This is a genomic window from Nonomuraea sp. NPDC003214 (assembly GCF_053590035.1).
This window is the reverse complement of sequence record NZ_JBSFSX010000001.1, coordinates 1,038,333-1,059,958: the sequence shown is the minus strand read 5'-3', so window position 1 is coordinate 1,059,958 and position 21,626 is coordinate 1,038,333. Positions and strand designations below refer to the sequence as shown.

35 protein-coding genes are annotated in these 21,626 nt (G+C 66.2%); all 35 read left to right on the top strand.

What is annotated here, in order from left to right:
• The first annotated feature begins 12 nt into the window (after positions 1-12).
• A complete protein-coding gene (gene fusA / locus ACWDXC_RS04960) occupies positions 13-2,061 on the top strand; it encodes an elongation factor G (RefSeq protein WP_449978177.1) in 2,049 nt (682 codons plus the stop codon).
• Between the two features lie 110 nt (positions 2,062-2,171).
• Positions 2,172-3,365: an elongation factor Tu gene (gene tuf, locus ACWDXC_RS04955; RefSeq protein WP_449978117.1), complete on the top strand. Its 1,194-nt coding sequence runs from the start codon at positions 2,172-2,174 to the stop codon at positions 3,363-3,365.
• A gap of 282 nt (positions 3,366-3,647) precedes the next feature.
• Positions 3,648-3,956 carry a 30S ribosomal protein S10 gene (rpsJ, locus tag ACWDXC_RS04950; RefSeq protein WP_030912931.1) on the top strand — a complete coding sequence of 103 codons (309 nt, stop codon included), beginning with the start codon at positions 3,648-3,650 and terminating at the stop codon, positions 3,954-3,956.
• 14 nt (positions 3,957-3,970) lie between these two features.
• The gene (gene rplC, locus ACWDXC_RS04945; RefSeq protein ID WP_101783540.1) at positions 3,971-4,624 is read left to right on the top strand and encodes a 50S ribosomal protein L3; all 654 of its coding nucleotides are present in this window, start codon (positions 3,971-3,973) and stop codon (positions 4,622-4,624) included.
• On the top strand, positions 4,621-5,268 hold the full coding sequence (gene rplD, locus ACWDXC_RS04940) for a 50S ribosomal protein L4 (RefSeq protein ID WP_219500412.1): 648 nt from the start codon (positions 4,621-4,623) through the stop codon (positions 5,266-5,268). Before rplC ends, rplD begins: the two co-directional genes overlap by 4 nt.
• On the top strand, positions 5,268-5,570 hold the full coding sequence (rplW, locus tag ACWDXC_RS04935; protein WP_219500414.1) for a 50S ribosomal protein L23: 303 nt from the start codon (positions 5,268-5,270) through the stop codon (positions 5,568-5,570). Before rplD ends, rplW begins: the two co-directional genes overlap by 1 nt.
• A gap of 107 nt (positions 5,571-5,677) precedes the next feature.
• On the top strand, positions 5,678-6,514 hold the full coding sequence (gene rplB, locus ACWDXC_RS04930; protein WP_101783543.1) for a 50S ribosomal protein L2: 837 nt from the start codon (positions 5,678-5,680) through the stop codon (positions 6,512-6,514).
• 11 nt (positions 6,515-6,525) lie between these two features.
• Positions 6,526-6,804, top strand: coding sequence for a 30S ribosomal protein S19 (gene rpsS, locus ACWDXC_RS04925; RefSeq protein ID WP_049572698.1), 279 nt, complete (start codon positions 6,526-6,528; stop codon positions 6,802-6,804).
• Between the two features lie 31 nt (positions 6,805-6,835).
• Positions 6,836-7,189 (top strand): 50S ribosomal protein L22, encoded by a 354-nt coding sequence (gene rplV / locus ACWDXC_RS04920; RefSeq protein WP_049572697.1) that lies wholly within the window; start codon positions 6,836-6,838, stop codon positions 7,187-7,189.
• Entirely contained in the window at positions 7,189-8,046 is an 858-nt protein-coding gene (gene rpsC, locus ACWDXC_RS04915; protein ID WP_449978110.1) for a 30S ribosomal protein S3, read from the top strand. The genes rplV and rpsC overlap by 1 nt, the downstream gene beginning before the upstream one ends.
• Positions 8,047-8,048: 2 nt before the next feature.
• Positions 8,049-8,468 carry a 50S ribosomal protein L16 gene (rplP, locus tag ACWDXC_RS04910; RefSeq protein ID WP_219500418.1) on the top strand — a complete coding sequence of 140 codons (420 nt, stop codon included), beginning with the start codon at positions 8,049-8,051 and terminating at the stop codon, positions 8,466-8,468.
• A complete protein-coding gene (gene rpmC, locus ACWDXC_RS04905) occupies positions 8,468-8,704 on the top strand; it encodes a 50S ribosomal protein L29 (protein WP_049572733.1) in 237 nt (78 codons plus the stop codon). The genes rplP and rpmC overlap by 1 nt, the downstream gene beginning before the upstream one ends.
• Positions 8,697-8,987, top strand: a complete 291-nt coding sequence (rpsQ, locus tag ACWDXC_RS04900; RefSeq protein ID WP_219500420.1) for a 30S ribosomal protein S17 — start codon at positions 8,697-8,699, stop codon at positions 8,985-8,987. The genes rpmC and rpsQ overlap by 8 nt, the downstream gene beginning before the upstream one ends.
• Positions 8,988-9,177: 190 nt before the next feature.
• A complete protein-coding gene (rplN, locus tag ACWDXC_RS04895) occupies positions 9,178-9,549 on the top strand; it encodes a 50S ribosomal protein L14 (RefSeq protein WP_043623452.1) in 372 nt (123 codons plus the stop codon).
• The gene (gene rplX / locus ACWDXC_RS04890; protein WP_219500422.1) at positions 9,549-9,857 is read left to right on the top strand and encodes a 50S ribosomal protein L24; all 309 of its coding nucleotides are present in this window, start codon (positions 9,549-9,551) and stop codon (positions 9,855-9,857) included. Before rplN ends, rplX begins: the two co-directional genes overlap by 1 nt.
• Positions 9,857-10,432, top strand: a complete 576-nt coding sequence (gene rplE, locus ACWDXC_RS04885) for a 50S ribosomal protein L5 (protein WP_101783550.1) — start codon at positions 9,857-9,859, stop codon at positions 10,430-10,432. Before rplX ends, rplE begins: the two co-directional genes overlap by 1 nt.
• 4 nt (positions 10,433-10,436) lie before the next feature.
• Positions 10,437-10,622, top strand: a complete 186-nt coding sequence (locus ACWDXC_RS04880) for a type Z 30S ribosomal protein S14 (RefSeq protein ID WP_020542298.1) — start codon at positions 10,437-10,439, stop codon at positions 10,620-10,622.
• A gap of 182 nt (positions 10,623-10,804) precedes the next feature.
• Positions 10,805-11,203: a 30S ribosomal protein S8 gene (gene rpsH, locus ACWDXC_RS04875; protein ID WP_049572677.1), complete on the top strand. Its 399-nt coding sequence runs from the start codon at positions 10,805-10,807 to the stop codon at positions 11,201-11,203.
• Positions 11,204-11,219: 16 nt separating this feature from the next.
• Positions 11,220-11,762 (top strand): 50S ribosomal protein L6, encoded by a 543-nt coding sequence (rplF, locus tag ACWDXC_RS04870; RefSeq protein WP_219500424.1) that lies wholly within the window; start codon positions 11,220-11,222, stop codon positions 11,760-11,762.
• A 2-nt stretch (positions 11,763-11,764) separates the two neighbouring features.
• Positions 11,765-12,148 carry a 50S ribosomal protein L18 gene (rplR, locus tag ACWDXC_RS04865; protein WP_219500426.1) on the top strand — a complete coding sequence of 128 codons (384 nt, stop codon included), beginning with the start codon at positions 11,765-11,767 and terminating at the stop codon, positions 12,146-12,148.
• A gap of 27 nt (positions 12,149-12,175) precedes the next feature.
• Positions 12,176-12,805 (top strand): 30S ribosomal protein S5, encoded by a 630-nt coding sequence (gene rpsE / locus ACWDXC_RS04860; RefSeq protein ID WP_091090115.1) that lies wholly within the window; start codon positions 12,176-12,178, stop codon positions 12,803-12,805.
• A 2-nt stretch (positions 12,806-12,807) separates the two neighbouring features.
• Positions 12,808-12,990, top strand: a complete 183-nt coding sequence (rpmD, locus tag ACWDXC_RS04855) for a 50S ribosomal protein L30 (RefSeq protein ID WP_049572666.1) — start codon at positions 12,808-12,810, stop codon at positions 12,988-12,990.
• Between the two features lie 2 nt (positions 12,991-12,992).
• Positions 12,993-13,448: a 50S ribosomal protein L15 gene (rplO, locus tag ACWDXC_RS04850; protein WP_357591403.1), complete on the top strand. Its 456-nt coding sequence runs from the start codon at positions 12,993-12,995 to the stop codon at positions 13,446-13,448.
• 170 nt (positions 13,449-13,618) lie between these two features.
• Positions 13,619-14,929, top strand: coding sequence for a preprotein translocase subunit SecY (gene secY, locus ACWDXC_RS04845; protein WP_364173773.1), 1,311 nt, complete (start codon positions 13,619-13,621; stop codon positions 14,927-14,929).
• A complete protein-coding gene (locus ACWDXC_RS04840) occupies positions 14,929-15,579 on the top strand; it encodes an adenylate kinase (RefSeq protein WP_219500431.1) in 651 nt (216 codons plus the stop codon). The genes secY and ACWDXC_RS04840 overlap by 1 nt, the downstream gene beginning before the upstream one ends.
• Before the next feature lie 112 nt (positions 15,580-15,691).
• Positions 15,692-16,495 (top strand): type I methionyl aminopeptidase, encoded by an 804-nt coding sequence (gene map / locus ACWDXC_RS04835; RefSeq protein WP_449978101.1) that lies wholly within the window; start codon positions 15,692-15,694, stop codon positions 16,493-16,495.
• A 38-nt stretch (positions 16,496-16,533) separates the two neighbouring features.
• Positions 16,534-16,941: a DUF1707 SHOCT-like domain-containing protein gene (locus ACWDXC_RS04830; protein WP_449978099.1), complete on the top strand. Its 408-nt coding sequence runs from the start codon at positions 16,534-16,536 to the stop codon at positions 16,939-16,941.
• Positions 16,942-17,047: 106 nt separating this feature from the next.
• On the top strand, positions 17,048-17,461 hold the full coding sequence (locus tag ACWDXC_RS04825) for a hypothetical protein (protein ID WP_449978097.1): 414 nt from the start codon (positions 17,048-17,050) through the stop codon (positions 17,459-17,461).
• A 297-nt stretch (positions 17,462-17,758) separates the two neighbouring features.
• Positions 17,759-17,980 (top strand): translation initiation factor IF-1, encoded by a 222-nt coding sequence (gene infA / locus ACWDXC_RS04820; RefSeq protein ID WP_012887858.1) that lies wholly within the window; start codon positions 17,759-17,761, stop codon positions 17,978-17,980.
• 24 nt (positions 17,981-18,004) lie between these two features.
• Complete coding sequence (rpmJ, locus tag ACWDXC_RS04815) at positions 18,005-18,118, top strand: 50S ribosomal protein L36 (protein ID WP_003956441.1); 114 nt, start codon at positions 18,005-18,007, stop codon at positions 18,116-18,118.
• 227 nt (positions 18,119-18,345) lie between these two features.
• A complete protein-coding gene (gene rpsM, locus ACWDXC_RS04810) occupies positions 18,346-18,726 on the top strand; it encodes a 30S ribosomal protein S13 (protein ID WP_049576926.1) in 381 nt (126 codons plus the stop codon).
• Positions 18,727-18,771: 45 nt separating this feature from the next.
• Entirely contained in the window at positions 18,772-19,176 is a 405-nt protein-coding gene (gene rpsK, locus ACWDXC_RS04805) for a 30S ribosomal protein S11 (protein WP_020542285.1), read from the top strand.
• Positions 19,177-19,196: 20 nt separating this feature from the next.
• Positions 19,197-19,823: a 30S ribosomal protein S4 gene (gene rpsD / locus ACWDXC_RS04800; RefSeq protein ID WP_219500441.1), complete on the top strand. Its 627-nt coding sequence runs from the start codon at positions 19,197-19,199 to the stop codon at positions 19,821-19,823.
• A gap of 105 nt (positions 19,824-19,928) precedes the next feature.
• Positions 19,929-20,945: a DNA-directed RNA polymerase subunit alpha gene (locus tag ACWDXC_RS04795; RefSeq protein WP_043623495.1), complete on the top strand. Its 1,017-nt coding sequence runs from the start codon at positions 19,929-19,931 to the stop codon at positions 20,943-20,945.
• A gap of 92 nt (positions 20,946-21,037) precedes the next feature.
• Positions 21,038-21,574, top strand: coding sequence for a 50S ribosomal protein L17 (rplQ, locus tag ACWDXC_RS04790; protein ID WP_449978094.1), 537 nt, complete (start codon positions 21,038-21,040; stop codon positions 21,572-21,574).
• Positions 21,575-21,626: the final 52 nt, after the last annotated feature.

Here is a 21,626-nt window from a genome sequence, read left to right as displayed (position 1 = left end):
AACATCGGGATCATGGCCCATATCGACGCGGGCAAGACCACCACGACCGAGCGCATCCTGTTCTACACCGGCATCAACTACAAGCTGGGTGAAGTCCACGAGGGCGCAGCCACCATGGACTGGATGGAGCAGGAGCAGGAGCGCGGCATCACGATCACGTCCGCCGCGACGACCTGTGAGTGGGCCGGTCACACCATCAACATCATCGACACTCCGGGGCACGTCGACTTCACCATCGAGGTGGAGCGCTCGCTGCGCGTGCTCGACGGCGCCGTCGCCGTGTTCGACGGTGTGGCGGGTGTCGAGCCGCAGTCGGAGACGGTGTGGCGCCAGGCTGACGGCTACAACGTCCCCCGCATCTGCTTCGTGAACAAGATGGACCGGGTCGGCGCGGAGTTCCACCGCTGCGTCGAGATGATGATCAGCCGTCTGGCCGCGACCCCGGCCGTCGTCCAGCTCCCGTGGGGCGTTGAGGCCGACTTCAAGGGCGTCATCGACCTGATCAAGATGAAGGGCCTCCTCTGGAGCGCCGAGGCTGCCAAGGGCGAGATGTACGACGTCGTCGACATCCCGGCCGACCACGCCGAGGCCGCTCGCGAGTGGCGCGACAAGCTGGTCGAGACCGTCGCCGAGAACGACGACGAGCTGATGGAGCTCTTCCTCGAGGGCACCGAGCCCACCGAGGAGCAGCTGGTCGCGGCCCTGCGCCGCGCGACGCTGGCGAGCGCCGTCAACCCGGTCCTGTGTGGCACCGCGTTCAAGAACAAGGGCGTGCAGCCCCTGCTCGACGCGATCGTCGCCTACCTGCCCGCGCCGACCGACATCCCGGCCATCGCCGGTCACGCCGTCGGTGACGAGAGCAAGGCTGTCGAGCGTCACGCGGACCCGGCCGAGCCGTTCTCCGCGCTGGCTTTCAAGATCGCCAGCGACCCGCACCTGGGCAAGATCACCTACATCCGCATCTACTCGGGCACGCTCGAGGCCGGTTCACAGGTCATCAACTCTGTGAAGGGCAAGAAGGAGCGGATCGGCAAGATCTACCAGATGCACGCCAACAAGCGCGAAGAGCGCCCGTCGGCGATCGCCGGTCAGATCGTCGCCGTGATGGGTCTGAAGGACACCACCACCGGTGACACCCTGTCCGACCCGGCCAACCAGGTCGTGCTCGAGTCGATGACGTTCCCGGCTCCGGTCATCAACGTCGCCATCGAGCCCAAGACCAAGGGCGACCAGGAGAAGCTGTCGACCGCGATCCAGCGGCTGGCCGAGGAGGACCCGTCCTTCCAGGTCCGTCGTGACGAGGAGACCGGCCAGACGGTCATCTGGGGCATGGGCGAGCTTCACCTTGAGATCCTCGTCGACCGCATGCGTCGCGAGTTCAAGGTCGAGGCCAACGTCGGCCGTCCCCAGGTCGCCTACCGTGAGACCATTCGCCGCAAGGTGGAGAAGGTCGACTACACCCACAAGAAGCAGACCGGTGGTTCCGGTCAGTTCGCGCGGGTGATCATCGACCTGGAGCCGCTGGGCGAGGGCAACGACGGTTACGAGTTCGAGAACAAGGTCACCGGTGGCCGCGTGCCGAGGGAGTACATCCCGTCGGTCGACGCGGGCGCGCAGGAGGCCGCTGAGTTCGGCGTGCTGGCCGGCTACCCGATGGTGGGCGTGAAGGTGACGCTGACCGACGGTGCCGCGCACGACGTCGACTCCTCGGAAATGGCCTTCAAGATCGCCGGTTCGATGGCGTTCAAGGAGGCCGCGCGCAAGGCTGACGCCGTGCTCCTCGAGCCGATGATGGCCGTCGAGGTCACCACGCCCGAGGACTACATGGGTGATGTCATCGGCGACCTCAACGGTCGTCGCGGGCAGATCCAGGCCATGGACGAGCGGGCCGGCGCCCGTGTCGTCAAGGCGCTCGTGCCGCTGTCGGAGATGTTCGGCTACGTGGGTGACCTGCGCAGCAAGACTCAGGGGCGCGCGAGCTACAGCATGCAGTTCGACTCCTACGCTGAGGTGCCTCCGGGCATCGCCAAGGAGATCGTCGCGAAGGCCCGGGGCGAATAGTTCCGGTCCCTGGCGGGACGGTGCGAGCCGTCCCGCCGCCTAGGGGTTCGGGATCACCCGGGCCCGAGTGTGTATGACGAAAGTCAGTCAGATTCTCAAGGAGAGAACCAGTGGGCAAGGCCAAGTTCGAGCGGAACAAGCCGCACATGAACATCGGCACCATTGGGCATATCGACCACGGTAAGACCACACTGACCGCGGCGATCACCAAGGTGCTCCACGACCGTTACCCCGAGCTGAACGCGGCGACCCCGTTCGACAAGATCGACAAGGCGCCGGAGGAGAAGGCCCGCGGCATCACGATCTCCATCGCGCACGTCGAGTACCAGACCGAGAAGCGCCACTACGCCCACGTGGACTGCCCCGGTCACGCCGACTACGTGAAGAACATGATCACCGGTGCCGCTCAGATGGACGGCGCGATCCTCGTGGTCGCCGCCACCGACGGCCCGATGCCGCAGACGAAGGAGCACGTCCTCCTGGCCCGCCAGGTCGGCGTCCCCTACATCGTCGTGGCCCTCAACAAGGCCGACATGGTCGACGACGAGGAGATCCTGGAGCTCGTCGAGCTCGAGGTCCGTGAGCTCCTGTCCGCTCAGGAGTTCCCCGGCGACGACCTGCCGGTCGTCCGCGTCTCCGCGCTCAAGGCTCTCGAGGGCGACGAGAAGTGGGCCGACAGCATCATCGAGCTGATGAACGCCGTCGACGAGAACGTCCCCGAGCCCCCGCGTGAGACGGAGAAGCCGTTCCTCATGCCGGTCGAGGACGTCTTCTCGATCACCGGTCGCGGCACCGTCGTCACCGGTCGTATCGAGCGCGGCATCGTCAAGGTGAACGAGCAGGTCGACATCATCGGCATCAAGCCGGAGAAGACGACCACCACCGTCACCAGCATCGAGATGTTCAACAAGATGCTCGACGAGGGCCACGCCGGCGACAACGCCGCGCTGCTCCTCCGCGGCATCAAGCGTGACGACGTCGAGCGCGGCCAGTGCATCATCAAGCCGGGCACGACGACCCCGCACACCGAGTTCACCGGCCAGGTCTACATCCTGTCCAAGGACGAGGGCGGCCGCCACACGCCGTTCTTCAACAACTACCGCCCGCAGTTCTACTTCCGTACGACGGACGTGACCGGCGTGGTGAACCTCCCCGAGGGCACCGAGATGGTCATGCCGGGCGACAACACCGAGATGCGCGTTGAGCTGATCCAGCCCATCGCCATGGAGGAAGGCCTCAAGTTCGCGATCCGTGAGGGTGGCCGCACCGTCGGCGCCGGTCGGGTCACGAAGATCATCAAGTAGCTCGACCGCGGGGTGGCGGTCGGCCTCCACACAGGGGCCGGCCGCCGCACCACGACAGGGGTTCGGAGTCCGTACGGGCTCCGCTCCCCGGCTCCACGGCAAAGCCGTGATCCAGCAGTCACTTCGGCCCAGTGACCGAAGCAGGCCAGTGACCGAAGTTACTGCCGGATCACGGAAGAAAAGGCAGATCGACTGCGTCTGTCTCGTGGAGCATCGCACCACCCAGCGGCATCCTGCCGCACGATACTTTTTCAGACGACAGCGAAGGACACCGAGGCCACTATGGCGGGACAGAAGATCCGCATCCGGCTTAAGGCCTATGACCACGAGGTCATCGACGTTTCGGCCAAGAAGATCGTCGAGACGGTGACGCGGACTGGCGCGAAGGTCGCGGGCCCGGTGCCGCTGCCGACCGAGAAGAACGTGTACTGCGTCATCCGTTCGCCGCACAAGTACAAGGACAGCCGCGAGCACTTCGAGATGCGCACGCACAAGCGGCTGATTGACATCATCGATCCGACCCCCAAGACGGTTGACTCGCTCATGCGGCTCGACCTCCCCGCGGGCGTCGACATTTCGATCAAGCTCTGAGGGAACGCACTGACATGGCTAAGACGATCAAGGGCGTCCTGGGCAAGAAGCTCGGCATGACCCAGGTCTTCGACGCGGACAACCGGATGGTCCCGGTGACCGTGGTCGAGGCCGGTCCGTGCGTGGTGACCCGCGTCCGCACCGCTGAAAAGGACGGCTACTCGGCCATCCAGCTCGGCTTCGGGCAGGTCGACCCCCGGAAGGTCAACAAGCCGCTCGGCGACTACCTGCGTAAGCACGACATCACCCCGCGCCGTTACTTCGCGGAGATCCGCACCGACGACGCGAGCGACTACACCCTCGGCCAGGAGCTGCTGGCCGACACCTTCGAGGCCGGCCAGTTCGTCGACGTGACGGGCAAGAGCAAGGGCAAGGGCTTCGCCGGTGTCATGAAGCGGCACGGCTTCGGTGGTCTGGGCGCGTCGCACGGCACGCAGCGCAAGCACCGGTCGCCGGGTTCCATCGGTGGCTGCGCCACCCCGGGACGCGTATTCAAGGGTCTGCGCATGGCCGGTCGGATGGGTAACGTCCGCACCACCGTGCAGAGCCTGAAGGTTCATTCCGTGGACGCCGAGAAGGGCCTCATCCTGATCAAGGGTGCGATCCCCGGCGCCAACGGCAGTCTGGTCCTCGTTCGCACCGCTGCCAAGAAGGGGGCTGCCAAGTGAGCACCATTGACGTCCTCGACGCCAGCGGGGCGAAGACCGGGACCGTCGACCTGCCCGAGGACATCTTCGGCGCCAAGGTCAACGTGCCGCTGATCCACCAGGTGGTCGTGGCCCAGCTCGCCGCTCGCCGGCAGGGCACCCACAAGGCCAAGACCCGTGGTGAGGTCTCCGGCGGCGGCAAGAAGCCGTACCGGCAGAAGGGCACCGGCCGCGCCCGTCAGGGCTCGACCCGTGCGCCGCAGTTCGCGGGCGGCGGCGTCGTCCACGGCCCGGTGCCGCGCGACTACTCGCAGCGCACGCCCAAGAAGATGAAGGCCGCCGCGCTCCGCGGCGCCCTGTCCGACCGGGCCGGCGGCGGTCGTGTGCACGTGGTGAGCAGCCTGGTCTCCGGCGAGACGCCGAAGACGAAGGCCGCCCTGCAGGCGCTGCGCACCATCACCCAGGCCAAGTCGGTCCTCGTCGTGGTCGACGAGACCGACGAGCTGACCTGGCTGAGCCTGCGCAACGCGCCGGAGGTCCACCTGCTGGACTCCGGTCAGCTCAACACCTACGACGTGCTCGTCCACGACGACGTGGTCTTCACCCAGGAGGCGTACGACCAGGTCGTCGCCAGGCTGGGCCAGGGCGGGAAGGAAGAGGCCTGATGGAGAAGATCGCCGACCCGCGCGACATCATCCTCAAGCCGGTCGTCTCTGAGAAGAGCTACGGCCTGATCGATGAGAACAACAAGTACACGTTCCTGGTGCGCAAGAGCGCGAACAAGACCCAGGTGAAGATCGCCGTCGAGCAGATCTTCGGGGTCAAGGTCACCAGCGTGAACACGATCAACCGGCAGGGCAAGCGCAAGCGCACCCGCACCGGTTTCGGTAAGCGGCCCGACACCAAGCGCGCGATCGTGAGCTTGGCCGAGGGCGATCGGATCGACATCTTCGGTCAGATCGGCTAACCACGCGGGAGGCCCGGCCTCCCGCGAGCCCCTTTTTCTGGGGCTTCGCACGAAATTGATACCCCAGGTCCCCGGACCTGGGGTCCGACAGAGGATGAACGAAAAAGATGGGCATCCGTAAGTACAAGCCGACGACTCCGGGTCGCCGCGGTTCCAGTGTCTCGGACTTCTCCGAGATCACCCGCAGCACGCCGGAGAAGTCGCTGCTTGCACCCCTTCATAACAAGGGCGGCCGTAACGTACACGGCCGGGTCACCGCTCGCCACCAGGGCGGCGGTCACAAGCGCGCCTACCGGATCATCGACTTCCGCAGGCATGACAAGGACGGCATTCCGGCCAAGGTCGCTCACATCGAGTACGACCCCAACCGCACCGCCAACATCGCTCTGCTGCACTACGCCGACGGCGAGAAGCGCTACATCATCGCGCCGACCGGCCTCAAGCAGGGCGACCGCATCGAGAACGGCCCCGCGGCCGACATCAAGCCGGGCAACTGCCTGCCGCTGCGCAACATCCCGACCGGTACCTTCATCCACGCGGTGGAGCTCCGTCCGGGCGGCGGCGCCAAGCTCGGCCGTTCCGCGGGCGCTCAGATCCAGCTGCTCGCCAAGGAAGGCCAGTACGCCACGCTGCGTATGCCCTCCGGTGAGATGCGCATGGTCGACGTGCGCTGCCGCGCGTCGGTCGGCCAGGTCGGCAACGCCGAGCAGGCCAACATCAACTGGGGCAAGGCCGGCCGTATGCGGTGGAAGGGCAAGCGCCCCACCGTCCGCGGTGTCGCGATGAACCCTGTCGACCACCCGCACGGTGGTGGTGAGGGCAAGACCTCCGGTGGTCGCCACCCGGTGAACCCGAAGGGCAAGCCCGAGGGCCGCACCCGCCAGGCCAACAAGGCCAGCGACCGGCTGATCATCCGTCGGCGCAGCAAGAGGAAGAAGCGGTAGGAGCAGCCGAAATGCCACGTAGCCTTAAGAAGGGTCCCTTCGTGGACGAGCACCTTCAGAAGAAGGTCGACGTCCAGAACGAGAAGGGCACCAAGAACGTCATCAAGACGTGGTCGCGGCGCTCCATGATCGTTCCCGACATGCTCGGGCACACGATCGCCGTGCACGACGGCCGTAAGCACGTCCCGGTGTTCGTCACCGAGTCGATGATCGGTCACAAGCTCGGAGAGTTCGCCCCCACGCGGACGTTCCGGAGCCACGTCAAGGAAGACCGGCGCAGCCGGCGATAGACGCCTTCAGAAGCACTTAGAGGAGTAAGCGATGGAAGCCAGGGCTCAGGCGCGGTTCGTCCGTGTCACGCCCCTCAAGGCCCGCCGCGTGGTGGACCTTATTCGCGGGCTGCCCGCTTCGGAGGCGCAGGCCGTTCTGCAGTTCGCTCCCCAGTCGGCGAGCGAGCCGATCTACAAGGTGCTCAGCAGCGCCATGGCGAACGCTGAGCACAACTTCGATCTCGACCCCAGCACGCTCTTCGTGAGCCGCGCCTGGGTTGACGAGGGCCCGACGCTGAAGCGGTTCCGTCCGCGTGCACAGGGTCGCGCCTATCGGATCAACAAGCGGACGAGCCACATCACCGTGATCGTGGAGTCCCGCGAGCCGAAGGGAAGGACCCGATAGTGGGCCAGAAGGTTAACCCGCACGGGTTCCGCCTCGGCATCACGACCGACTTCAAGAGCCGGTGGTACGCCGACAAGCTGTACAAGTCGTACGTCGCCGAGGACGTGGCGATCCGTCGCATGCTGCAGAAGGGCATGGAGCGGGCCGGCATCTCCAAGGTCGAGATCGAGCGCACGACCGACCGCGTCCAGGTCGACATCCACACCGCCCGGCCGGGCATCGTCATCGGCCGTCGCGGCGCGGAGGCCGACCGCATCCGCGGTGACCTGGAGAAGCTGACCAAGAAGCAGGTCCAGCTCAACATCCTCGAGGTGAAGAACCCCGAGATCGACGCGCAGCTCGTCGCGCAGGGCGTGGCCGAGCAGCTCTCCAGCCGTGTCTCGTTCCGCCGTGCCATGCGCAAGGCGATGCAGTCGGCCATGAAGTCCGGCGCCAAGGGCATCCGTGTCCAGTGCTCCGGTCGTCTGGGCGGCGCCGAGATGTCGCGGTCGGAGTTCTACCGTGAGGGCCGGGTGCCGCTGCACACGCTCCGCGCGGACATCGACTACGGCTTCTACGAGGCCCGTACCACCTTCGGCCGTATCGGCGTGAAGGTGTGGATCTACAAGGGCGAGGCCGCGACGAGCCGCGCCGAGCGCGAGGCGGCGGCTGCCGGCGCCCGTGCCGGCCAGCGTCGCGAGCGTGACGACCGTCGTGGCGGCGGCGACCGTCCGCGTCGTGGTGGTGGCGCCGGTGGCGCCCGCCGCGGTGGCGGGCGTGGCGGCGAGCGCGGCGACCGTGCCCCCAGGACTGAGGCGGCCTCCCAGGCTGCCCCCGAGACCGGCCCGGCTGCTCAGCCGGGTGCTGAAGGGAGCTGACCATGCTGATCCCTCGCAGGGTCAAGCACCGCAAGCAGCACCGGCCCGACCGCAGCGGAGCCGCCAAGGGCGGCACCAGGGTCGTCTTCGGCGAGTACGGCATTCAGGCGCTTGAGCACTCCTACGTGACCAACCGCCAGATCGAGTCCGCTCGTATCGCGATGACCCGTCACATCCGTCGTGGCGGCAAGGTGTGGATCAACATCTACCCCGACCGTCCCCTCACCAAGAAGCCTGCCGAGACCCGCATGGGTTCCGGTAAGGGTTCGCCGGAGTGGTGGATCGCCAACGTCAAGCCCGGACGCGTGATGTTCGAGCTGTCCGGCGTGGCCGAGCCGATCGCCCGCGAGGCGCTTCAGCGCGCGATCCACAAGCTCCCGATGAAGTGCAAGATCGTTAAGCGTGAAGTGGGTGAGGCGTGATGGCTAAGGGCCTGACCGCCGGCGAGCTGCGGGTGGAGGACCAGGACACCCTGGTCCAGAAGCTCAAGGAAGCCAAGGAGGAGCTGTTCAACCTCCGCTTCCAGTCAGCGACCGGTCAGTTGGAGAGCCACGGGCGGCTGCGTGCCGTCCGCCGCGAGATCGCCCGTATCTACACCGTGATGCGCGAGCGCGAGCTGGGCATCGTCACGGTCGAGAAGGAGTCGAGCGATGGCTGAGACCGAGACCACCGAGACCACCGAGTCGACGGGGCGTAACTTCCGCAAGGTCCGTGAGGGCCTGGTCGTCAGCGACAAGATGGACAAGACCGTCGTCGTCGCCGTCGAGGACCGCGTGAAGCACCGCCTCTACGGCAAGGTCATCCGCCGGACGACCAAGTACAAGGCACACGACGAGTCCAACGCCTGTGGCGTGGGCGACCGCGTGCTTCTGATGGAGACCCGCCCCCTCTCCGCCACCAAGCGGTGGAGGGTCGTGGAGATCCTCGAGAAGGCCAAGTAGGCCCTCTCGGATATACCGCGCCTCGTGGGGGCCTCAGGGCCCCCATGACGGTGTCCAAGGACGCGGGAGCCTCGCTCCCGCGTCGCCTGCGGTGCGGCCCCCTATGGGGGGCTGTGGCCGGAGGAACAAGACAACGATGGGTTCCGCCAGGCTCAGCGATGAGAACCGGCGCGACTAACAGGAGTACAACGTGATCCAGCAGGAGTCGCGGCTCAAGGTCGCCGACAACACGGGTGCCAAGGAGATTCTCTGCATCCGTGTTCTCGGTGGCTCGGGCCGACGCTACGCCGGTATCGGCGACGTCATCGTCGCCACTGTCAAGGACGCGCTGCCGGGCAGCACGGGCGTCAAGAAGGGCGACGTGGTCAAGGCCGTCGTCGTCCGCACGGTCAAGGAGCGCCGCCGGCCCGACGGCTCCTACATCCGCTTCGACGAGAACGCCGCCGTCATCATCAAGGACAGCGGTGACCCTCGTGGCACTCGTATCTTCGGCCCGGTCGGCCGCGAGCTGCGCGACAAGAAGTTCATGCGCATCATCTCGCTCGCACCGGAGGTGCTGTAATGCCGAAGCTGCATGTGAAGAAGGGTGACCTGGTCCAGGTCATCGCCGGCAAGAACAAGGGTGCCAAGGGTCATGTGATCGCGACCTTCCCGCGCGAGGACCGCGTGGTGGTCGAGGGCGTCAACATGATCAAGAAGCACGGCAAGGAGACCAACCAGGGTCCGCGTGGCGCCAAGACCGGCGGCGTGCAGACCATGGAGGGGCCCATCCACGTGAGCAACGTGAAGAAGCTCAAGGAAGACAAGGCCGCCGAAAAGCCCGCCGACAAGAAGGCTGACAAGGCCGACGAGACGGGTGAGGACAGCTGATGACTGCCACGACCACCGAGACCGAGCGCCCGACGCCGCGCCTCAAGACGAAGTACCGCGAGGAGATCGCGGCTCAGCTTCGCGAGCAGTTCGGCATCGAGAACGTCATGCAGATCCCCGGCCTGGTGAAGATCAAGGTCAACATGGGTGTCGGCGAGGCGGCCCGCGACTCGAAGCTGATCGAGGGCGCCGTTCGCGACCTCACCGTGATCACCGGCCAGAAGCCGGCCGTCGTCCGGGCGCGCAAGTCCATCGCGCAGTTCAAGCTGCGTGAGGGCATGCCGATCGGCGCGCACGTCACGCTTCGCGGTGACCGCATGTGGGAGTTCCTCGACAGGCTGCTGTCGCTGGCGCTGCCCCGCATCCGTGACTTCCGAGGCCTGTCGCCGAAGCAGTTCGACGGCAACGGCAACTACACCTTCGGTCTGACCGAGCAGGTCATGTTCCACGAGGTCGACCAGGACAAGGTCGACCGGCCGCGGGGCATGGACATCACGATCGTGACCACCGCGAAGAACGACGACCAGGGCCGGGCGCTGCTCAAGCTCCTCGGCTTCCCCTTCAAGGAGGCCTGATCCAATGGCGAAGAAGTCGCTGATCGCCAAGGCGGGGCGCAAGCAGAAGTTCGAGGTCCGGGCCTACACCCGTTGCTCGCGCTGCGGTCGTCCGCGCGCCGTCTACAGGAAGTTCGGCCTGTGCCGCGTGTGCTTCCGTGAGATGGCGCACCGGGGCGAGCTGCCTGGCATCACCAAGTCCAGCTGGTAGTTACCCTTGGGGGCGGCACTGGTCGCCCCCGGGGCGGCTTCCGGCCGTACATATCCGTAAATGTCAAAATCAGGGGGCTCTCGTAGAGAGCACCCACGACCGCGCCGAAGGTCCACCGGCAGAGCAGTGCGCAGCACTGAAGCTTCGCCGACTGGAAACCGCGGCGAGGAAGGCCATTGGCCATGACGATGACCGACCCGATCGCAGACATGCTCACGCGTCTGCGTAATGCGAACTCGGCGTACCACGACAGCGTGTCGATGCCGTACTCGAAGATCAAGGCGCACATCGCCGAGATCCTCCAGCAGGAGGGTTACATCCAGGCTTGGACCGTCGAAGACGCCAAGGTTGGCAAGAACCTCGTGGTGGAGCTCAAGTTCGGGCCTACTCGTGAGCGTTCGCTCTCTGGACTGCGCCGGGTGTCCAAGCCCGGTCTGCGGGTCTATGCGAAGAAGGACAATCTGCCTCGAGTTCTGGGCGGGCTGGGCGTCGCGATCATCTCGACGTCCGCCGGTCTCATGACCGACAAGCAGGCCGGCAAGCGTGGTGTGGGCGGGGAAGTCCTCGCCTACGTCTGGTAGAGGGGAGGAACACAGCATGTCGAGAATCGGACGGCTGCCCATCCCTGTGCCCAGTGGCGTAGACATCACGATCACCGGCCAGGATGTCCAGGTCAAGGGCCCGAAGGGCACGCTTTCTCACACGGTCGCCGAGCCCATCGCGGTGGGCCGCGACGAGGACGGCGCCATCGCCGTCACCCGTCCCAACGACGAGAACAAGGTCCGTGCGCTGCACGGCCTCTCGCGGACGCTGATCGCCAACATGGTGCAGGGCGTCACGCAGGGCTACTCCAAGACCCTGGAGATCGTCGGCGTCGGTTACCGCGTCCAGGCCAAGGGCCCGGCGCAGCTGGAGTTCTCGCTGGGCTTCAGCCACCCGGTCATCGTCGACGCCCCCGAGGGCGTCACCTTCCGCGTCGAGAAGCCGACCCTGTTCCACGTGGACGGCATCGACAAGCAGAAGGTCGGCGAGGTCGCCGCCAACATCCGCAAGCTGCGCAAGCCCGACCCGTACAAGGGCAAGGGCGTGCGCTACCAGGGCGAACAGATCCGCCGCAAGGTCGGAAAGGCTGGTAAGTAGGCATGGCTCCGAAGACTGCGTTCGGCAAGCACACGGCTGCCCGCACCGTCTCGCGGGCCCGCCGTCACCGCCGCGTCCGCAAGAACGTCGTCGGTACGGCCGCGCGTCCGCGCCTGGTCGTCAACCGTTCGACGCGTCACCTGTTCGTGCAGATCGTGGACGACACCGTCGGCCACACCCTGGTGAGCGCGTCCACCATGGACGCCTCGCTGCGCACGCTGGAAGCGGACAAGACGGAGAAGGCCAAGAAGGTCGGCGAGCTCCTCGCTCAGCGGGCCAAGGAAGCCGGGATCACGGCGGTCGTCTTCGACCGCGGTGGCAACCGCTACGCCGGGCGCATCGCCGCTCTGGCGGACAGCGCCCGCGAAGGTGGGCTCGAGTTCTGATATGGCAACTGAGATGAGGAACCACTGATGGCTGCAGCTCCGCGTCGCGGTGGCGGCACCGGTGGCGAGCGGCGGGACCGTCGTGACGATCGCCGCGGTGGCGCCGCTGACAAGGGCGTCTCGTACATCGAGCGCGTAGTGAAGATCAACCGAGTGGCCAAGGTCGTGAAGGGTGGTCGTCGCTTCAGCTTCACCGCCCTCGTCGTCGTCGGCGACGGCAACGGCCTGGTCGGCGTCGGCTATGGCAAGGCCAAGGAAGTCCCCGCGGCCATCGCCAAGGGCGTCGAAGAGGCGAAGAAGCACTTCTTCAAGGTGCCTCGCATCCAGGGCACGATCCCGCACACGGTGCAGGGCGAGGAGGCGGCCGGCGTCGTCTTCCTGCGTCCGGCCTCGGCCGGTACCGGCGTCATCGCCGGTGGCCCGGTCCGCGCGGTCCTGGAGTGCGCGGGCATCCACGACGTGCTGTCCAAGTCGCTCGGCTCGGACAACCCGATCAACATCGTGCACGCCACCGTGGCGGCTCTGAAGGGCCTCTCGCGCCCCGAGGAGATCGCCGCCCGCCGTGGCCTGCCGATCGAGGACGTGGCCCCGGCCCGGATGCTGAAGGCTCAGCGCGAGGGTCTCGCCGAGGCGGCGGCCGCGAAGGCGGTGAGCTAGTCATGGCACGCCTGAAGATCACTCAGGTTCGCTCGAAGATCGGTGGCAAGCAGAACCAGCGTGACTCGCTGCGCTCGCTTGGCCTGAAGCGAATCGGCGACGTCGTCGTCAAGGAGGACCGGCCCGAGATTCGCGGCATGGTCTCCGTGGTGACGCACCTCGTCGTGGTGGAAGAGGTCGACTAGTCATGACTGACAAGGCTCCGCTCAAGATTCACGACCTGCGTCCTGCTCCTGGCGCCAACAAGTCGAAGGTCCGCAAGGGCCGCGGCGAGGCGTCCAAGGGCAAGACCGCCGGTCGCGGCACCAAGGGCAGCCACGCCCGTACGACGGTTCCCCTCGGTTTCGAGGGTGGCCAGGTGCCGCTGCAGAGGCGTCTGCCGAAGCTCAAGGGCTTCTCCAACGCCATGTTCAAGACGACCTACCAGGTCGTCAACCTGGACCGGCTCGGCGAGCTGTTCCCCGAGGGTGGCGACGTCACCGTCGAGGCGCTGGTGGCCCGGGGCGCTGTCCGCAAGAACCAGCCGGTCAAGGTGCTGGGCACCGGTGAGATCTCGGTCGCGGTGAACGTGACGGCGCATGCCTTCTCGTCCACGGCGAAGGAGAAGATCGCCGCTGCCGGCGGCTCCGTTACCGAGCTGTAAGTGCATTTACGACGCGTGGGGGTTCTGACAATGGGCCCCCACGCGCGTAGTGCGTTAGAGTTCGCGAGACGGCAGGATACTGTCCTGCTGGATGTTGACCTGAGACTTCAGATGGCAGATCCCCGCACCATCGCATACTCACATCGCCTCATAGGCGCGCAGGAGGGACCGTGCTGACCGCGTTTACCCGGGCGTTCCGGACGCCGGACCTGCGCAAGAAGTTGCTCTTCACGCTGGGCATCATCGCGCTTTTCCGACTCGGCTCGGTTCTTCCGACTCCGGGCGTTCACGTCCAGAATCTGGCGGCCTGTTTTGAATCGGCCCGTGAGGGCGCCGCCGGCCAAATCTATGGAATGGTCCAGCTGTTCAGCGGTGGCGCGCTGCTCAAGCTGTCGATCTTCGCACTGGGCATCATGCCCTACATCACCGCGAGCATCATCCTGCAGCTGCTCGTCGTGGTCATCCCGCGACTCGAGGCGCTGAAGAAGGAAGGCCAGTCGGGCCAGGCCAAGATCACGCAGTATACGCGTTATCTGACCGTCGGTCTCGGTGTTCTGCAGTCGACGGCGTTCATCGCCCTCGCCCGCTCGGGCCAGCTGTTCCCCAACTGCCAGCAGGACGTGCTGCTCGACCCGGACAACGTCTTCCAGATCGTCACGATGGTCGTCATCATGACCGCGGGCACCTCCGTGATCATGTGGCTGGGCGAGCTCATCACCGACCGTGGTGTGGGCAACGGCATGTCCATCCTGATCTTCACCTCGGTCGTGTCCATCTTCCCGTCCGAGATGGCCAACATCTTCCAGGCGAACAAGTTCACCTTCGCGGTCGTCATGGTGGTCGGCATCTTCCTGATCGCCGCCGTGGTCTTCGTCGAGCAGGCGCAGCGCCGCATCCCGGTCCAGTACGCCAAGCGCATGGTGGGCCGGCGGATGTACGGCGGCACCTCGACCTACATCCCGCTGAAGGTCAACCAGGCCGGCATCATCCCGGTCATCTTCGCCTCCTCGCTCCTCTACCTGCCGCAGCTGATCACGTCGCTCTTCGCCAACGCGGAGAACCCGAACCCGGTCGTGCAGTGGATCTCCCAGAACCTCGCCACCGGCGACACGCCGATCTACATGGCGACGTTCTTCCTCTTGATCGTCTTCTTCACGTACTTCTACGTGTCCATCACTTTCAACCCCACTGAAGTGGCTGACAACATGAAGAAGTACGGTGGGTTCATTCCGGGCATCCGCCCGGGCCGGCCGACGGCTGAATACCTGAACTTCGTGCTCACCCGTCTGACCGCGCCCGGCGCGCTCTATCTGGGTCTGATCTCCATGGTCCCGATCGTCGCGCTGGCGGTGGCCGGTGCGAGCCAGAACTTCCCGTTCGGAGGGACGAGCATTCTGATCATGGTTGGTGTCGGCCTGGACACGGTCAAGCAGATCGAGAGCCAGCTGCAGCAGCGTAACTACGAAGGTTTCCTGCGGTAGTGCGTCTCGTTCTGGTCGGGCCCCCTGGAGCGGGTAAAGGGACGCAGGCCCAGTACATCGCATCGAACCTGTCAATCCCGAAGATCTCGACAGGTGACATTTTCCGTGCCAACGTCTCAGGCGGCACGGACCTCGGCAAGCTGGCCAAGACATACATGGACCGCGGCGACCTGGTGCCCGACGAGGTCACCATCGCCATGGTCCGCGACCGCCTCTCGGAGGACGACGCGCAGGACGGTTTCCTGCTCGACGGCTTCCCGCGCAACGTGCCGCAGGCGGAGATCCTCAAGAAGATGCTCGCCGACTGGGGTCAGGCGCTCGACCTGGTGCTGGAGCTCGTCGTCGACGACGACGAGGTGGTCCGGCGGCTGGCGGGCCGGCGCACCTGCAGCCAGTGCGGCCGCATCTGGCACGTGGAGTTCGACGACAAGCAGGACGACCGCTGTGACGCCTGCGACGGCGCGCTGTTCCAGCGCGACGACGACAAAGAAGAGACCGTCAGGCACCGCCTGGAGGTCTACGGAGAGCAGACGGCTCCGCTGATCTCCTACTACGCGGACGAGGGCATCCTCGTCGGGGTCGACGCTACCGGCCCGGTCGAAGAGGTCACCCAGAGGGCCATGGAGGCCATCAGGCCCTTCATGGGGTGAGGGTGACGACCTACTGCGGAGGTGGCACGGGTTTCCGTGCCACCTCGCGGCTATTGTGGGGGGAATTGGGCTCCCACGTTTGCCCGTTGAAGTCCCTGGGGGTGCCGTAAACGTGTTCAAGAGAAACAAGCATGGGATTCAGATCAAGTCGCCCGAGCAGCTGGAGAAGATGCGGGCGGCCGGTCTGGTCGTCGGGCGCACGCTGGAGCTGCTGAAGCAGTCGGTGCAGCCGGGCATGACGCCGCTCGACCTCGACGTCATCGCCGAGAAGGCGATCCGGGACGAGGGCGCGATCCCGTCGTTCAAGGGCTACCAGGGCTTTCCGGCGACGATCTGCGCGTCGGTCAACCACGAGGTGGTGCACGGCATCCCGACGGACGCCCGCAAGCTGCGCGAGGGCGACGTCATCTCGATCGACTGCGGGGCCATCCTCGACGGCTGGCATGGCGACTCGGCCGTGACCGTGCCGGTGGGCGAGGTCGACCCGAAGCTCACCGAGCTCATGCGCATCACCGAAGAGGCGATGTGGGCCGGCATCAGGGCCCTGACCCCCGGACGCCACCTGTCCGACATCGGGTACGAGGTCGAGCGCTACGTCAAGTCGCAGGGCCGGTTCGGCATCCCTCCGGAGTACGGCGGCCACGGCATCGGCACCGAGATGCACATGGACCCGTGGATCGCCAACCACGGCAAGCCGGGCCGGGGTCCGGTGCTGGAGGCGGGCATGTGCCTGGCCGTCGAGCCCATGGTGAACCTCGGCACCGAGCGCACCCGCGTGCTGGCCGACGACTGGACCGTGGTGACCGTCGACGGAAAGGCGTCGGCTCACTTCGAACACAGCGTCGCCGTGACACATAATGGACCTTGGGTGCTGACCGCCCTTGATGGGGGCAAAGAGCGCTTGGCGCAGCCGTAGACGAGCCGGGAGTGGTGGGAATGGCGCAGAGTCCCGAGATGCGTGCCTCCGACGTCGACCGCGACCGGGTGGCGGCAGTACTGCGCGAGCACACCGCCCAGGGCCGCATCACGATGGAAGAGTTCAACGAGCGGCTCGAACAGCTCTACCAGAGCAAGACGTACGGCGACCTGGCCAAGCTGACCGCCGACCTGCCGGACGTCGACCTGCGCAACCGGCCCGCCAAGGTGACGCCGGAGCCGCTGGCCAAGCGGCGGATGCACCCCGGCATGGTGGCCGCCTGGAGCGCCTGGGCCGGCGTCAGCGCGGTCAACTGGGTCATCTGGCTGATCATCAGCATCACGGCGGGCGACTTCATCTATCCGTGGCCGCTGTGGGTCATGGGCCCGTGGGGCGCGATCCTGCTGGTCAGCACGGTCTTCGGGAATCCGCCGCCGAAGCGGTGACGACGGGCTTGTGTGCACAAGTGCCGTCTGCGCATTCGTCCACAGAACGCCGGGGCGCGCATTCCTAACGTGAGCGGTGTCCAGAACACCACCCACGGAGGAAATCATGCGCAAGATCTTCGCGGCCACCGCCATCGCCGGCTCCCTCGCCGCCACCGGCCTCGTCCTCGCCCCGGCCGCCACCGCCCAGGCGTCGCCCGCCACCAGCGTGCAGGCCGCCTCCTCGGCCGGCGCCTGGGGCAAGCACTACTCCAGCAACAAGAAGGCCTACACCTTCGGCAAGACGTGGAAGGCCGGCGGCAAGGTCTTCACGAAGTGGTACGGCAAGGAGTTCACCGCCAAGCGGGGCTACGTCTGGTTCCGGTACGAGTACAAGAACGGCCGCACCGGCAAGCACTTCTACGGCTGGAACGGATCCCAGGTCCACACCTGGGGCAAGGGGAACATCAAGAAGCTCTGGACGTACACCTGCTGGGGCGGCGCGGCCAAGTACTGCGGTGCGGCCCACCGCATCTACTGAGCCGCCAGAAGGGCCGCTGAGGCCCGGGGAGAGGCGTTCAGGCCCGCCGGCGTCCTGTCGGCGGGCCTCCGGCATGCGTCAGGGCGCGATATCGGGTACAGTGACACGTGGTTGTGTCAGGGCACCTGGCACGCGTTTCGCGTTTGAGCAACAGGTGTCGTACACTCCTTAGTCGGCTCACTATGACTATCACGCGTCGGCGGCCTTTGCCGGTCGCCGCTCTCTTCGAAGCGTGAGGTCGCGGCTGCTTAGTGAACCGGAGCCTCAGACGACCGATCAGTGAAACGCGAGGGACTTTTGGCCAAGAAAGACGGCGCCATCGAGATCGAGGGCACTGTGGTTGAGTCGCTCCCGAACGCCATGTTCCGGGTGCAGCTCGACAACGGCCATAAGGTCCTGGCCCACATCAGCGGACGGATGCGGATGCACTACATCCGGATCCTGCCCGACGACCGGGTAGTCGTCGAACTGAGCCCCTACGACCTGAGTCGTGGGCGGATCGTCTACCGATACAAATAAGACGTCTGAGGAACACGAAGGACAATGAAGGTAAAGCCGAGCGTCAAGAAGATCTGTGACAAGTGCAAGGTGATCCGCCGGCACGGTCGCGTCATGGTGATCTGCGACAACCTGCGCCACAAGCAGCGCCAGGGTTAGTCGCCGCAAGGCTTCTCCGAGTCCGCCCCGTCAGGGAGCGGGCTCGACGCATGAGGAGCCTGAGACAGTAATCGCGCGCCACACCTGAGCAGGCGACGCCGCCGATCCGTCGGCGCCCGTCGAACCGTTCAGGAGACCCCCGGTCGGAGGCCGGGGCCCTCACCCCGGGCATGGGGAGGGGAAGTGGGGCGCAAGACCTCCGCCACAGAGAAGGAGAATGCCCGACCATGGCTCGCCTGGTTGGCGTCGACCTCCCCCGCGAAAAGCGGCTGGAGATCGCTCTCACCTACATTTACGGCATCGGCCGCACCCGGGCCCAGGAGATCCTCCAGGCCACCGGTGTCAGCGGCGATCTGCGCGTGCACCAGCTCTCCGACGCCGAGCTCGTCCCGATGCGTGACTACATCGAGGCGAACTTCAAGATCGAGGGTGACCTGCGCCGCGAGGTCCAGGCCGACATCCGTCGCAAGATCGAAATCGGTTGCTACCAGGGCATCCGCCACCGCAAGGGTCTTCCCGTCCACGGCCAGCGCACGCAGACCAACGCGCGCACCCGTAAGGGCAAGAAGAAGACCGTCGCCGGTAAGAAGAAGCCCGGTAAGAAGTAGTCCTCGCAGCCGCGGGACCGAAGACCTCAGGAGTTAAGGCAAACAATGCCTCCTAAGAGCCGCCAGGGTGCGCCGAAGAAGGTGCGCCGCAAGGAAAAGAAGAACGTCGCTCACGGGCACGCCCACATCAAGAGCACGTTCAACAACACGATCGTCTCGATCACCGACCCCAACGGGAACGTGATCTCCTGGGCCAGCGCCGGCCACGTGGGTTTCAAGGGCTCCCGTAAGTCCACCCCGTTCGCCGCGCAGATGGCCGCGGAGAACGCCGCGCGCCGCGCCATGGAGCACGGCATGCGCAAGGTCGACGTCTTCGTCAAGGGTCCGGGCTCCGGCCGTGAGACCGCGATCCGCTCCCTCCAGGCCACCGGCCTCGAAGTGGGCTCGATCCAGGACGTCACCCCGGTTCCGCACAACGGCTGCCGTCCGCCGAAGCGCCGCCGCGTCTGATTCCCAGGAGATATTGAGAAATGGCTCGTTACACGGGCGCGGACTGCAAGCTCTGCCGTCGCGAGAAGACCAAGCTCTTCCTCAAGGGCAGCAAGTGCGAGTCCGCCAAGTGCCCCATCGAGATCCGTCCTTACCCGCCGGGTGAGCACGGCCGCGGACGCCCCAAGGAGTCCGAGTACCAGCTTCAGCTTCGCGAGAAGCAGAAGACCCGCCGCATCTACGGCGTCCTCGAGAAGCAGTTCCACAACTACTACGAGGAAGCCACGCGCAAGGCGGGCAAGACCGGTGAGGCGCTGCTCCAGATCCTGGAGAGCCGTCTCGACAACGTCGTCTACCGCGCCGGGTTCGCCCAGTCGCGTGACGCCGCCCGCCAGCAGGTCCGTCACGGTCACATCACCGTGAACGGCAAGAAGGTGGACATCCCGTCGTACCGCGTGCGCGAGCACGACATCGTCGAGGTCCGCGAGACCAAGCGCAACCTCATGCCCTACGAGGTCGCCCGGGCGACCGCGGGCGAGCGCACGGTTCCCGCGTGGCTCGGCGTCGTGCCCGAGAAGCTCCGCGTCCTGGTGCACCAGCTGCCGGTTCGCCAGCAGATCGACACCCAGGTCCAGGAGCAGCTCATCGTCGAGTACTACTCCAAGTAGTCACTCGTCCGTTTGGTTCGAGTACGGATTCCGTACTCGAACTAAACTGTTTGTCGGGGTGGCGTCATATAGCGGGCGCCACACGAAACAGGGGAGAACCCACACATGCTGATCGCTCAGCGTCCGACTCTTCTCGAAGAGTCGATCGACGAGACCCGGTCCCGGTTCGTCATCGAGCCGCTGGAGCCCGGCTTCGGCTACACCATCGGCAACTCGCTGCGTCGCACGCTGCTGTCGTCCATCCCGGGCGCCGCCGTGACGAGCATCCGCATCGAGGGCGTGCTGCACGAGTTCTCGACCGTTCCCGGGGTCAAGGAAGACGTCACCGACATCATCCTCAACCTCAAGGAGCTGGTCGTCTCCTCCGAGCACGACGAGCCCGTCGTGATGTACCTGCGCAAGCAGGGCCCGGGTGAGGTCACCGCCGCCGACATCGCGCCTCCGGCCGGTGTCGAGGTGCACAACCCCGAGCTGCGCATCGCCACGCTCAACGGCAAGGCCAAGCTGGAGATGGAGCTGACCGTCGAGCGCGGTCGCGGCTACGTCTCCGCCGCCCAGAACAAGCAGCCGGGCCAGGAGATCGGTCGCATCCCGATCGACTCCATCTACTCCCCGGTGCTCAAGGTCACCTACAAGGTCGAGGCGACCCGAGTCGAGCAGCGCACCGACTTCGACCGTCTGATCCTGGACGTCGAGACCAAGCCGGCCATGAAGCCCCGCGACGCGGTGGCCTCCGCCGGTAAGACCCTCGTCGAGCTGTTCGGCCTGGCCCGCGAGCTCAACGTCGAGGCCGAGGGCATCGACATCGGCCCGTCGCCGACCGACGCCGCCCTGGCGGCCGACCTGGCGCTGCCGATCGAGGAGCTCAATCTCACGGTCCGCTCCTACAACTGCCTCAAGCGCGAGGGCATCCACACCGTGGGCGAACTCGTCGCGCGCAGCGAGCAGGACCTGCTCGACATCCGCAACTTCGGCGCCAAGTCGATCGAAGAGGTCAAGCAGAAGCTGCACGAGATGTCGCTGGCGCTCAAGGACTCCCCGCCCGGGTTCGACCCGAGCGCGGTGGCCGGCGGCGGCTACGACGACGACGACAGCGCGTACGTCGAGACCGAGCAGTACTGATATTTCCCGATAGCGCGGACCCGTCCCGGGTCTGGCGGCCCGACCCCGGTACCTGGTACGGCCGGGGCGGGTGAACACACAAGGAGAGAGCAATGCCCAAGCCCACCAAGGGCGCGCGTCTTGGCGGCAGCCCGGCGCACGAGCGGCTGATCCTGGCCAACCTTGCCACGGACCTGTTCCGTCACGGCAAGATCCGCACCACCGTCGCCAAGGCCAAGCGCCTTCGCCCGGTCGCGGAGCGCCTGATCACCAAGGCGAAGAAGGGCGACATCCACAACCGTCGCCAGGTGCTCACCGTCGTCAAGGACAAGGGCGTCGTTCACCACCTCTTCACCGAGATCGCGCCGACGTTCGCCGAGCGTCCCGGCGGCTACACCCGCATCACCAAGGTCGGTGCGCGTAAGGGCGACAACGCCCCGATGGCCGTCATCGAGCTGGTGACCGAGCCGCTGAACGGTGTCACCGTCTCCCGTCCGGCCGCGCCGGCCGCCGCCGAGGCGCCCGCCGCCCTGGCTGAGGAGAAGACCGAGGACAAGACCGAGGAGACCGCCCCGGCCGCGCAGGCCGAGGAGACCGAGGCTCCTGCCGAGGAGGCCCCGGCCGCCGAGGCGAAGAAGGACGAGGCCTGATCCATCAGGCTGCCGGGCCCGGACCCCTTCGTGGGGGCCGGGCCCTTTTCGC